13 protein-coding genes are annotated in these 12,313 nt (G+C 40.7%); 10 read left to right on the top strand and 3 right to left on the bottom strand.

Annotation, left to right across the window (positions count from 1 at the left end; all coding sequences use genetic code 11):
• Positions 1–65: 65 nt before the first annotated feature.
• Both CXF93_RS06935 and CXF93_RS21965 read right to left on the bottom strand, forming a co-directional pair.
• Complete coding sequence (locus CXF93_RS06935; RefSeq protein WP_101061703.1) at positions 66–953, bottom strand: LysR family transcriptional regulator; 888 nt, start codon at positions 951–953, stop codon at positions 66–68.
• A gap of 3 nt (positions 954–956) precedes the next feature.
• Entirely contained in the window at positions 957–1,118 is a 162-nt protein-coding gene (locus tag CXF93_RS21965) for a hypothetical protein (RefSeq protein ID WP_157824425.1), read from the bottom strand.
• Between the two features lie 147 nt (positions 1,119–1,265).
• On the opposite strand from CXF93_RS21965, the gene CXF93_RS06930 reads away from it, so the two are divergent.
• The 9 genes from CXF93_RS06930 (at position 1,266) to CXF93_RS06895 (ending at position 10,447) form a co-directional block, all read left to right on the top strand.
• On the top strand, positions 1,266–1,889 hold the full coding sequence (locus CXF93_RS06930) for a glutathione S-transferase family protein (RefSeq protein WP_101061702.1): 624 nt from the start codon (positions 1,266–1,268) through the stop codon (positions 1,887–1,889).
• 137 nt (positions 1,890–2,026) lie between these two features.
• Entirely contained in the window at positions 2,027–4,258 is a 2,232-nt protein-coding gene (locus tag CXF93_RS06925; RefSeq protein WP_101061701.1) for a pyridoxamine 5'-phosphate oxidase family protein, read from the top strand.
• Between the two features lie 231 nt (positions 4,259–4,489).
• A complete protein-coding gene (locus CXF93_RS21960; protein WP_157824424.1) occupies positions 4,490–4,648 on the top strand; it encodes a hypothetical protein in 159 nt (52 codons plus the stop codon).
• Between the two features lie 15 nt (positions 4,649–4,663).
• Positions 4,664–5,683 carry a cupin domain-containing protein gene (locus CXF93_RS06920; protein ID WP_101061700.1) on the top strand — a complete coding sequence of 340 codons (1,020 nt, stop codon included), beginning with the start codon at positions 4,664–4,666 and terminating at the stop codon, positions 5,681–5,683.
• A 37-nt stretch (positions 5,684–5,720) separates the two neighbouring features.
• Entirely contained in the window at positions 5,721–6,752 is a 1,032-nt protein-coding gene (locus CXF93_RS06915) for a hypothetical protein (RefSeq protein WP_101061699.1), read from the top strand.
• Between the two features lie 101 nt (positions 6,753–6,853).
• On the top strand, positions 6,854–7,447 hold the full coding sequence (locus CXF93_RS06910) for an aspartyl/asparaginyl beta-hydroxylase domain-containing protein (RefSeq protein ID WP_101061698.1): 594 nt from the start codon (positions 6,854–6,856) through the stop codon (positions 7,445–7,447).
• Between the two features lie 24 nt (positions 7,448–7,471).
• Complete coding sequence (locus CXF93_RS06905) at positions 7,472–8,074, top strand: alpha-ketoglutarate-dependent dioxygenase AlkB (protein ID WP_101061697.1); 603 nt, start codon at positions 7,472–7,474, stop codon at positions 8,072–8,074.
• Between the two features lie 55 nt (positions 8,075–8,129).
• A complete protein-coding gene (locus CXF93_RS06900) occupies positions 8,130–9,407 on the top strand; it encodes a hypothetical protein (RefSeq protein WP_101061696.1) in 1,278 nt (425 codons plus the stop codon).
• Positions 9,408–9,493: 86 nt separating this feature from the next.
• Entirely contained in the window at positions 9,494–10,447 is a 954-nt protein-coding gene (locus CXF93_RS06895; RefSeq protein WP_101061695.1) for a methionyl-tRNA formyltransferase, read from the top strand.
• A gap of 38 nt (positions 10,448–10,485) precedes the next feature.
• Here the strand turns inward: CXF93_RS06895 and CXF93_RS06890 are convergent, their stop codons facing one another.
• A complete protein-coding gene (locus CXF93_RS06890) occupies positions 10,486–11,121 on the bottom strand; it encodes a phage tail protein (RefSeq protein ID WP_101061694.1) in 636 nt (211 codons plus the stop codon).
• Between the two features lie 352 nt (positions 11,122–11,473).
• Between CXF93_RS06890 and CXF93_RS06885 the strand changes: the two genes are divergently transcribed.
• Positions 11,474–12,313: LamG domain-containing protein (locus CXF93_RS06885; RefSeq protein WP_157824423.1), on the top strand; the 840-nt coding region annotated here is incomplete at its 3' end.

Below are 12,313 nucleotides of genomic sequence, written 5' to 3'. Positions count from 1 at the left end.
AAACGATAAATAGGCAAGGAGTTGATGCCTGATTAAGTTCACCTACACAGCGATAAAGCGATAGTTTAACCGCCAAACTCAGCAATTAAGAAGTCAATGAAGCAGCGTGATTTCTTAGGCTGATAGCGACGATGCGGGAAGATGGCAAACATACCAAATGTCAGCGTACTATAACTGGGTAAGACCTCTTCTAATGCCCCCGACTCAAGCGCATCTTTGATTATGAAATGCGGAATTAAAGCGATGCCGCCACCCGTAATAGCCATCGCTTTGACTGCCCGAGGACTGTTTACCGCCACGTTAGACTTCACCGCTATGATTTCTGTTTTACCATCGGGTGCCACGATAGGCCATTGTTTGCCAATCCTAAAATTACTATCAATAATGCAATTGTGCTGGTTAATGTCCTGGGGGGTTAGCGGATGACCATATTTGGCTAAATATTGGGGTGACGCGCATAAGGTTAACGGAAAATCCGCTATCTTTCTGGCGATAAGGCTAGAGTCATCGACACTGCCGATGCGTATCACCACATCAACGGCTTCTTCGAGCATATCTATCATGCGGTCGGTGAGTTGTAGATCGACTTTAATATCGGGGAAACGTGCTAAAAAAGCAGGTAACTTTGGTGATAACATGGTATCGCCAAACGTCACTGAAGTACTAATACGTAAGTTACCTCGCGGTGAGGTTTGCTCGCCCGTCACATTATCGACAAGTTCTGAAAACTCACCCAATAAGGGCAGGGCGCTATCGTAATAACGTTGACCAGCTTCTGTTAATGCTAATCGGCGGGTCGAACGATTGAACAAACGAACTCCTAATTGCGCTTCAACCTCGGCGATGTATTTACTGACTAACGCCTTGGACATTGCCAAGCGCTCGCTTGCTGCCGTAAAAGAACCCGTTTCAACTACCGCTATCACCGTTTTAATACCGTCTAATGTATCCATGTATTACGTATCCTGCTTATGTTGAAAAAGGTTACGTTGAAATAACGCACAAGCCCTTGCTGATTTAGCTATACCGCCCTGATTACCAATATCACTCTGATTATCAATGCTGGCCTTATTGTCAGCACTGTTCTTATTGTCAACAGCGTGTTGATAATCATTCAATGATACACCTGTTTATCAATAGTTCAACTTAGTCGATACTTACTCCATCAACAACGCAGCAACGCAATATGGATTGTTAGTTGATTATGTAATCAAACATTATTTATATGACCAAACACAGTCAACACACATTTAAGGAAGTTACTTATGTCAGCAATTAAATTATACCGTCACCCATTATCAGGCCATTCACACCGTGTTGAGGTTTTCCTTTCTCTATTAGGTTTAGACAGTGACATCATCGATGTTGATCTAATGAAAGGTGCGCACAAACAGCCTGACTTTTTACAAAAAAATAGCCTTGGTCAAGTGCCTGTTATTGAAGATGGGGAGTTCACGTTATCAGACTCTAATGCCATTTTGGTTTACCTTGCGAGTAAATACGATTCTTATCGCACTTGGTTACCTGAAGATTTTGCTCAAGCTGCGCAAGTTCAGCGTTTTCTGTCTGTTGCTGCGGGTAAAGTTGCCTTTGGCCCTGCTGCTGCACGTTTAGTTAATGTGTTTGGCGCGGGTCTTGACCACCAAAATGCCAAGAATATTGCGCATGGATTGCTCGGTGAACTCAATACTCATCTTGCAGATAGCACTTGGTTAGTCGGACAACTACCAACGATTGCTGATGTAGCAAACTATGCTTATATTGCTCATGCCCCAGAAGGCGATGTGTCATTAGCCGATTACCCACATGTACGTCGTTGGTTAGCTAGCTTTGAAGCATTAAAAGGCTTTGTGTCGATGCAAAAAACCGCTGTCGGTCTTGCCGTTTAATTGGCTGATTGCACTTATGTGATTACACTTATGTGAGTGTATTCGTGTGTGCAAACATAGCTATTTATGTTGGTACATACGAGACATCATATTCATTAAAATCTGTTTATTAAAACGAATGGCATAGGATGTATACCATGGATATTAAGCCGAACCTGACCTCGAAATTAGTTACCTCGCCATTTCATCGTGGTGAACAAGTCATACAGGAAAAGTTAGGGGTAAGGGAACAGATGGAACGTTTCGGTAGTCGTGTTATTCGCGACCATATGCCGCAACAGCATCGTGAGTTTTATCAGCAATTGCCGTTTATATTTGTTGGGCATGGCGATAAAGATGGTTGGCCATGGGCATCTATTTTATTTAATCACCCGGGTTTTATTCACAGCCCAGATGAGCAAAGCCTGCAGCTTAATACCCAACCCGTAATTGGCGATCCGTTGCTCAAGGCAATGGACAGTAATACCAAACTTGGATTGCTGGGCATTGAGCTGGAAACACGTCGTCGTAATCGTTTAGCTGCGCATATAACGGGGTCAAATGATAAACAGATCCAGCTTTCGATTGATCAATCTTTTGGTAATTGTCCGCAATATATTCAAAATCGAGAATATGAGTTCATTGATCCTAACAGTATGCCAAAAAGTAGTGTCGAGGCTATGACTGAATTTGACATGAGGGCACAGCAGCTGATTGCCAATAGTGATACTTTTTTTGTCGCCAGTTTTGTGAATAATGACATCAACAGTACTAGTGATAGTACGAGTGATACTGACAGAGACAAAGCTGATAGCAGTGACGCGAGTATTGGGGCTGATGTATCACATCGTGGCGGAAAACCTGGCTTTATTCGCGTGGATAATAATAAAAGTCTCACGATCCCAGATTATCTCGGTAACAATCATTTTAATACCTTGGGTAATTTCCTTGAAAACCCGAAAGCGGGATTACTTTTTATCGACTTTGACAAGGGTCATATACTCACGCTGACTGGCCGTGTTGAGATCTTGTGGCAGTCGGAAGATAGCCAACATTTTGCTGGTGCAGAACGTTTATGGACGTTTCATCTTGAGCAAGGTTATCGCTTAAATTACAGCTTGCCTTTGCGTTGGAAACTCAACGAGTTTTCGCCTAATACGTTGATGACGGGAACCTGGGCTGAAGCCGCTCAGCAGAGGGAAATACAGCATCTACTTGAGTCACATCAAAGCCAATGGCAAGACTATCAAGTGGTCAAAATAGACGATGAAAGTAGCCTGATTAAATCTTTTTATTTACAGCCAACAGGTGTGTTAAAAGCGTTGCCGAAATTTAATTTTACCGCTGGGCAGTTTTTAACGATTAAAGTAAATATCAATGGCAAGGATGTTATTCGAACTTACACTATTTCCAGTGCGCCTGCAGACCCCTTGTTACGTATTAGTGTTAAACGGGAGACATCAATTGATGGCGCACATCAGGGCTTAGTTTCTCACTATCTGCATGACAATATAAAGCTTGGACATACGGTGCAGCTAAAAGCACCAACAGGAGATTTTGTTTTAGATACAGCAGAGCTAATATCGACGAAAGCAACTTCTACGAAGGTAAGACCTACGAAAATAAGGCCTGCGGTATTGCTTGCTGGTGGTGTGGGCATCACGCCCATGATTGCGATGGCGCGGCATGCCCTATTTGAAGCTGTTCGCACTCGATCTTTAAGACCGATTACGGTGATTGCAGCCGCTCAAAATGCCCAGCAACGTGCGTTTTATAATGAACTTAACCAATTTAATGAACAAAGCGGAGGTGGCATTCGCACTTTCTGGGCATTAAGTCAGCCTGAACCGGACCTAAAACCGGGCAAAGATTACCACCATCAAGGACGTATTAATAAAGACTTGTTGCAAGCAGTATTGCCGATTGATGATTATGACTTTTACTTGTGTGGCCCCAGTGCATTTATGCAAAGTATGTATGATTTACTACGTGAGTTAGGTATCAGTAACGAGCGTATTAAAGCAGAAGAATTTGGTCCTGCTTCATTAACACGTCAACATGATACTAGTTCTGTGGCGTTTACCGCTATGTCTAATGCGAGTGATGGCGCAAGTGCGGCGGTGATTGAATTTAGTCAAACGCAAGTCGAGCAAGCCTGGACTGCAGAAGAGGGCACATTACTGGAATTTGCTGAGAACCATGGACTCACTCCTGAGTTCGGTTGCCGCAGTGGTCAATGCGGTGCTTGTAAAACCAAACTACTGGCGGGTAAAGTCAGTTATCAAACCGAAGTGTCAGCTGATTTACGCGATGATGAAGTATTATTGTGTTGTGCAGTTCCAGCGGCCATTGATGGCGAAGACGTTGTTCGTATTAAGCTTGAAATGTGAGGGGTTGTTTGGGCGCGTTAAATAATTCTATTTAGCGTTATTTATAAATTGATCACGTTTTCAATAAAAATAGTATTACTCTCCTTGTGGTAATGATAAACGTCAATATACTCAAATAGATAGGGGTTATTTTTTGACTTGGTGACTTCATTGTGTGGCATCAGGAACACCACATGGCAATGGTCCTAATAGCGCGAAACCTTCTCGTATTTAGTAATTAAAGGAATAATAATGAGAACTGAAATTTGGCAACAAATGCTTAAAGCATCGAACAATATGGTCGAGCCTGTTGTTATTTCTGGTGCTATTCCTGCGGATGAAATTGACGACTATATGCAGCTGTATAAAGAGATCTTTACTGAATTTATTCAGCAAGGAAATACCCATTAGGGTTGCCGTGTATATGTGGGGGATAAGCAGGATAATCATTACGGTGAAAAACTAAAATCTGCACCGCCAGCTAGCGAGCAAACATTACAGCAATGGACGACTGATGTTTTTGAACATAATCGTTTCGGTATCGTGTTGAACAGCTTGGAGAAATATTCGTTAAAATTTGCTGAAAAAGTAGCGAAAGGCTCAGAATCGTTATTGGAATTAACGGGCATGCCCATGGGTGGTTTAGCGTTTCTGTGTTTTGTAGGTAATTACGATTACACGCCTTTTGGGGTGCATAAAGAGATATTGGGCGAAGAAGGTTTTTTGTTTCATATGGGGCCACATGACAAAACGTTTTACACATGGGAAACCAGTAAGTTTTATGCATTGTCAAAAGGCCAAGATGTGTTCCCTGTGACGGAAGAAGTGCTAGGTGCTGCGGATCATGTTTTTAAGCTCAAACCGGGCGATGTACTTTGCATTCCTTCTGAAAAATTTCATGTCGGACAAACACCTGAATTTTCAATCAGTATGGTTATGGACTTTATTAATCCTTCGGTAAAGAAATTTAGTCGTCAAATGGCGCAACAAATTGCGGGAAAAGAGGCTGGTTCCATTACTATGGAGCGACATATTGACCGTATTATTAAGCCTTCTAAGTTGCAAGCAGCGAATCCTGTCACTGAGTTATGTGAACAGATCGATCTCTGTACTGAATTGAACGAAGTGATTCAAGAGCGTTATCATAAATTACGCAGTAATCATGGTTATCATACTCCAACCATACAAAGGGGAGAGATGAGTCTACTATCTTCTGAAAAATTGGCGTTGACTCAGCCTTACAAATTACAATTTGAAATGGATCAAACGGGTGATACTTTTTGTTTTTACGCTCGTGGTCATAAAATAACAGTGATCAATCACCCTAAATTACCAGCATGGTTACTTCAAGCAAATCAAGGTACTGAATTCAATCAACAATCAATTGCTGAGTATTTCTTACCTGAGTGGGAGTTACAGCAAGTCATGGTATTATGTATGGGGTAATCGCTGACGCTGAAGTGTTTGGTAAAGGTGAATCCCAATGATTGATGACAAAGAACAAATCAATTACATAGAAACATTACTAGCAAGTGATGATTATCAAACCATTGTGTTACAACTACAAAACATTGAGCATATTTATCAACAAGTCTCTAAAGCTGAACTGATTGACTCATCATGGCATCAAAGTAGTGAATTAACTAATGGTATTGGTATATCCCCTAATGATGCAATGCGTTGTTTTCAAGGTACTTCCCGAACAGCTAAGTACTTAAAAGCTGTATATCAGCAAGTGAAGCGATTAATAAAACAATATCCTGATCGCCCTGTAGAACTTGTTTATGCTGGGTGTGGACCATGGGGTTCATTGATCACTCCTTTGTTGGTAATGTTTAAACCACAGCAACTCCAAGTCACCTTTATTGATGTCCATTCAACCTCGCTAAACAGCCTCAAACAAATAGTTAACGCGTTGCAATGTGAATTACTTGTTAGCAACTACGTCAATTTGGATGCTACGCAGTACCTGCATGCTAAAGAAATAGATCTAATCGTGACAGAGACTTTGTATAACGGTCTGCACAGTGAAGGCATTGTTTCTATTATTCGGCATCTTGCTCGCCAGCTATCAGAAAAAGGTGATGTTATACCAAAACGGATTGTTATTGATGCTCACTTAATTGATATGAAATCAGAACTGAAATTACTTAATAGTTTTGATCATGCACTAGGACAAGTCCCCACTAAAAGACAGTTACTTGAAAATAGAGTGTTTTTGGGAAATATGTTTGAATTAAGTAAAGATGTTCTTGCAGTAATAGACGCTCACCAGATGAATGAAAAACCTTCAGATAACCTGCCTTGTAAAGCATTATTTATTCCTGATATTAATGATGAACAACATTTTGCTTTAAGTACTTGTTTGTATTTAACCGATGAGATTGTACTGGATGAATATGAAAACGGCATCACTTACCCTCTATGTATGTCGTTATCTAGGCAGTATATTGGTAAACAAGTTTTATTCAAATATCAATGTATAACACCGGTAGGGTTCATACAGCAGGGATAGATAAGTTGATCACGTTTTCCATAAAGAGCGTATTACTCGTCTTGTGAAAATGATAAACATCAATATACTCAGATAGATAGGGTTATTAGTTAAGGAATGGAATGCCTAACATAATTTATGCTGCACAATGCTCTTTTCAATGCGATGTTACCGCGTTACAACGAGAACTCAGGACGTTAATGAATAATGACTGGGTCGACCATATCAACAGGCAGTGTTACTCCGGTGGCTGGGATGTTCAGCCACTGCGTACGCTACAAAAAAATGCTCTACAACATCCGATATTGCAAAGTTTTGCTTTAGAAGAGCAAGGGAATTGGATTGATTTACCAGTGCTGGCGACGTTACCGAAAATTAGACGTATTTTGAATTGGTTTCAATGTGATATTGAAGCTGTGCGGTTAATGCGTTTAAAACCTGATGCACATATTCAATCTCATCAAGATAAAGGTTTAGCAATGGAATATGGTTTCGCGCGTTTTCATATTCCCATATGTGCAGCTGAGCAGGTCGAGTTTATGGTCAACGGCAAACTTCTTCCTATGAAAAATGGCGAGTTATGGTACTTAAATGCTGATGCTACTCATTCTGTGAGACATGTGGGCAACGACGATAGAATCAACTTAGTGATTGATTGTAAAGTCAATAAGTGGCTACAACAACAAATATTGTCGGCTGTAATCATTAAAAATTAATTACCTATAAAGAGCGGGGACAAAATGCAATTACCGATTAATTGTAATGCCCAATATATTGAAAATTTAATATCTAAAGATGATAGTCATGTTATTTTTGATTGGATTTATACTCATGTTGAAGGTCTTGATTACGAAAATATTGAGATGGCTGATGGTTCCGTATTTCGCCTTAGTGTGGGTAAATGCATGTTTGTTGATGAGCTTCTCACCGATGCCGCGTTTCTCGAAAATATACATGGACGCCGTCAACGTTGGCCTGCTGTGCTATTACCTGTAAAACAAAAAATAGAACAATTTACTGGTTTAATATTTAGTGTTTGTGTTTGTATATATTATCGCGATGGTAATGAAAGCATGGGGTTTCATTATGATCCGCCAGCCTTTGGTCCTACCAACGTGATACCGTCATTGAGCCTAGGGCAGCCCAGAGAGTTTATTTTTAGAAACAAGCAAGATCATTCAGATCAATATTCTCTGACGTTAGGCGATGGCAGTTTGGTTATTATGGGCGAAGGTTGTCAAGAAGAGTATGAGCATGCTTTACCTGTAGCTAAACACCATGACTTACCTCGTATTAATCTCACTTTTAGGCAGTTTAATTGGCCTGATTTAACTTATACCTAAATATTAACTATCTGGCTAGTTAAGAAATATCACCACAAAATTTAAAGGATTAAGAATGAATAATGAATTTGCTGGGAGCACAGTTTTTAGCACTGCAACTGATTTTGCTGAGTCTGAAATATCTACGGGTTCATTAAATGATTTATTACGGCAACAATTGAATCCAACAAAACCTTCTGAGTTTTCTGTTACTCAGAATAATGAAACTGAACAAAACCATCAAGGATTGGCACTATGCGTTGTAAACACGGTGAAGGAAATACTGGATAATGAAAAGCCAAATGTGGTTTCGCTAGAGCAGAACTTAACTGCATTATTTGAAAATCTTCATCAAATTTATCAACAAGCAAATATAGATCCAGCATTACGGAAAAGGCAGTTTATTGCTCGTCATGGTTTAGTGATGTCGCCGGACCATTGTATCACTACACAAAAAGATACCTTAAGAGTCAGTGCTTTTATTCGTGGCGCGCACCAAGCGATTGCAACATTAAAAACTAAGTCTGATGAATGTTTACATCTTGTCTACCCTGCTTGTGGTCCGTTTGCACCGTTATTATTGCCCTTGATAACGTATTATAAAGAAACGGGTTTATATGACGAAAACGATCTTCGTATTACCCTGATTGATATGCAGCAAGGGGCTATCGATAGCTTAAAAGTGATAATCCACGAAATGGGTATAGCGGGATATATCAATGATATATGTTGTCAGGATGCCTGCGAATACCAACCAATATCACCCATTCATATGGTGATATTGGAAGCTATGCAGCATGGATTTAGTCGAGAGGGCCACCTTCCTATCGCCCGACATTTTGCGGCGTTGATGGAGGAAAACGGGATTTTTTTACCTCAAGAAATAAGCCTGCGAGCTGTATTAACCGCTGGGCAACAAGAATTTGTTGAGCAGTGGCAAGATGAAAATGGCCATGTTTGTGCAGCAGATATGCAACAGCAGACCATCAATGCAAGGGTTCAACTCGGTGAGATACTAAATTTAACCTCAACATCATTACTCACATTACCCGAGCGAGTGCTAGATGAGAATATCAGCCTTATAGAGTGTGGCGAAGTATTGTTACCTGAGCTTGATGAACGAATGAGCAAGCCACTATTGGTCATTTGCACTCAGATCAAGGTTTATGGCGATGAATATATTGGCGAGTATGATTCTGGTATTACTCATCCACTACCGGATATGCATGTGTGTGTAAACTTTGTGCCGCATGATGCTAAACCGGGAGATTTGTTGGTCAAAAGTGGCGATAAGCTGAAATTCTTTTACCGTTTGAATGGACTTCCTGGTTTTTTAGCCACGATACCAGCTTAGGTATTATTCACCGTTCACTCATAATTAGAGAATATGTGTTCATCGCAATTAGGCTGTAGGATTTTAATAATGGAAAGGAAGCATAAATGGAAAATAAAGCAATAAGGTTGGTACTTTTTGCATCGAGCAGTGTTGTGATCCCTACAATCAATAAGCTGTTACAAGCAGGGCAACTAGTTGGAGTTGTACTAACGGCTCGTAACGATGCGGATGCAATGCAATTGAAACAGCAGCTTGATCAGGGAAATATTCCGAATACTTACTATCAGCCTGAAAACCCAGAGCAAATGGCACATCAAGTTGAATCTTGGCGTGCCAATACGGGGTTAATATTTACTTTTTCCCATAAACTGCCACTAAGCATTATTAATGTGTGTCGCAACGGGTTTTATAACTTACATGCCTCGGCCTTACCACAATATCGCGGTGCTATGCCGCTATACTGGCAGATCCGAAACCGTGAAAGCCAGAGCTATTTAAGTATGATAAAGGTAGAAGAAGCCTTTGATAGTGGTGATATTATGTTGCAACAAGCTATGCCATTACATGTTTTAGATACCTTAAATAGTTTAGGTCATATGATGGCGGAGCTGTCAGCTGAATTTGTGCAGGAATTTCTTGCTAAGTTACAAGAGAGCTCCCTAATAGCAAAACCACACTTGAGTGATACTGATTCAGTATTAATTGCCGCACCTATGCCAAATCAACAAGATTTGATGGTCAATTGGCAAACTATGAATGGCGAAGACATTGCTGCTTTGGCAAGAGCTGGTAACCCTTTGTTTAATGGTGCTATGTTAGTATGGAATCAATCTTTCATTGGTTTATTGCAGGCCACGCCAGTGAAACATGCAAATTACGGAGTACCAGCTGGTACAGTGCTACATATAGGGGAACCGGAAGGGTTGATAGTGGCTACTCTAGACGGCGCTTTACGCTTAGATGTATTAACTATTACAGAAGGAGTCTTTAGCGGACTTACTTTTGCTGAACGATTTGGATTGGATGCAGGCATACTGTTTGGTAGCACACCTGAATGAAATTTGCCTCAGGAGAGCCTCTGATGAGGGTTAGTAGATTAATTTCTCGATGGAAAGGTCCCCTGAAGGGCAAGGATTGAACTCATGCCTAAACTGGGCTGATAAATGGCAAATCCTCGGCCTTTGCCTGTTACAGCATTGGTTATTGTACCCCCTGTGATACCACCACCGCCACCGCTGATAGCAACAGACACAGCATCCGAGGCCATAGTTGTATCTGTAGTGCTACTGAAACCCTGCGTTACATTTGGAAGACCAGTCTTAGCTGTTGCCCAATAGCCAGAGCCTGCATCATTTTGATCTCCAGTCCCTACTTTGGCATTCACGGTTACAGTTGCTGTGATAGCCGTTCCAGTGGACGTTGTAGGTGTAAACGTTGCGTTGTGAGTGTGAGCTGGTAATTGAGTTTCTGTTAATGTGACGCTTTCTGCTCCGAAATTTGAGCCCAGACGTCTTTCTACTAAGTCTGGGCCTTTGCCTGTGCCCACCGAAACTCGACCCTTAAGATCGGGTAGCGCAAATGAGGTTCGACCGTCACCGCCCCAAGTAGTGCCCAAAATGGCAAATAGTGCTTGGTTTTGGCTGATAGCGATGAGCTGTCCATCACAAAAAGCCCAGTCTTTTGGCGCAAAATTCCCACCGAATTGAATAATACCGCCCAACATAAATTCCATAAGTATTCCTCATTTATTTTTGTCAATAAAGTTAAAATTAATTCATCGTAATAGAAGTAATTATATTACCTTTGATTTGGTTTTAAGTTATTGATAATTAATCTGCGAGCAAGCACGTAAATGTAGAATTTAATATACGATCCATGTCTTAAATATTGTGATTTTAATTGGATCATGATTGTTAGGAGGCTGTAATAGGCTGTAATAGATTGTTAAAACGAGCTTGTTTATGATGTTAGTGAAACGGATTTAAAAATTAAACATATTTAGAGATGACAAATTGAAAGTTTGATTTAATAAAGCGCTTTTAGGTTTTCGACAGCTTAGATTATTATTGTTTAAAAGGAATTTTATGATGAAAAAATATCTATTGGCACTTTTATTTATGCTGTTGACATCGCCAACATGGGCGGCGACAACTAGTGGTTATTCTTTTGATGGTGATGATTATGCCTCAATGTCAAATATTCATGCTGAGCTACAAGGGGAGTCCGGCGCAACAGTATCTTTTTGGGTAAAATTAGACTCGCTGGAATCCCAGTGTTTTTATTCTAATAGTATCGGCGCCCTCTATTTTTGTTATGACGGGGATGGTTCTATTGGTGCTGGTACCGGGAAATTCTTGATGGGGCAAAATCTTGGTGCCAACGTTTTAATATCTGACGCTACTCCTATCGTAAATACCGGTATTTGGTATCATTTTGTCGTTGTCTTTAATTCCAGTGTATGGACTCTCTATATTGATGGCACTACTTACACTACTTCTGGAGGAGCCTTTGGTTATACATTAGCACATTTAAATTTGGGTGGGACATTCGATATTGGTCGTTCTCAATCGTTTAATAAATATGTAAAAGGAACCATTGATGACTTTCAAATTTATAATGTTGCCTTAGATCAAGCAATGGTAACGAGTCTTTATGGTAATGGTAGTCCAAGCGAAATATCGGCTGATACAACTGGTTTGATAGCATATTGGAAAATGAATGGTACGGCTACTACAGGTGCTGCTTCAGTAATAGACAGCCAGACTGCAAGGAATAATACTGGGCAGTTGGGAGCGAATAGCTCCAGTGGAGCTGATGATCCTGCTATTAATCAGGCCGGCATTGTCAGTGACGGTATTTCCGCCAATGCAGCCCCCGTGGCGGTAGCCGACAGTTACAGTGTCAATGAAGGCGCGACGCTGAAC

This window comes from Moritella sp. Urea-trap-13, from assembly GCF_002836355.1.
Taxonomy (GTDB): domain Bacteria; phylum Pseudomonadota; class Gammaproteobacteria; order Enterobacterales; family Moritellaceae; genus Moritella.
The sequence above is the reverse complement of the archived record's forward strand: the minus strand, read 5'-3'. Positions and strand labels throughout refer to the sequence as shown.

Excerpts from the sequence above, each read along its gene's own strand:
- CXF93_RS06935 (WP_101061703.1), bottom strand. The coding sequence starts at position 953 with ATGGATACATTAGACGGTATTAAAACGGTGATAGCGGTAGTTGAAACG.
- CXF93_RS06890 (WP_101061694.1), bottom strand. The coding sequence starts at position 11,121 with ATGGAATTTATGTTGGGCGGTATTATTCAATTCGGTGGGAATTTTGCG.
- CXF93_RS06925 (WP_101061701.1), top strand. The coding sequence starts at position 2,027 with ATGGATATTAAGCCGAACCTGACCTCGAAATTAGTTACCTCGCCATTT.
- CXF93_RS06900 (WP_101061696.1), top strand. The coding sequence starts at position 8,130 with ATGAATAATGAATTTGCTGGGAGCACAGTTTTTAGCACTGCAACTGAT.
- CXF93_RS06905 (WP_101061697.1), top strand. The coding sequence starts at position 7,472 with ATGCAATTACCGATTAATTGTAATGCCCAATATATTGAAAATTTAATA.
- CXF93_RS06915 (WP_101061699.1), top strand. The coding sequence starts at position 5,721 with ATGATTGATGACAAAGAACAAATCAATTACATAGAAACATTACTAGCA.
- CXF93_RS06930 (WP_101061702.1), top strand. The coding sequence starts at position 1,266 with ATGTCAGCAATTAAATTATACCGTCACCCATTATCAGGCCATTCACAC.
- CXF93_RS06895 (WP_101061695.1), top strand. The coding sequence starts at position 9,494 with ATGGAAAATAAAGCAATAAGGTTGGTACTTTTTGCATCGAGCAGTGTT.
- CXF93_RS06910 (WP_101061698.1), top strand. The coding sequence starts at position 6,854 with ATGCCTAACATAATTTATGCTGCACAATGCTCTTTTCAATGCGATGTT.
- CXF93_RS21960 (WP_157824424.1), top strand. The coding sequence starts at position 4,490 with ATGAGAACTGAAATTTGGCAACAAATGCTTAAAGCATCGAACAATATG.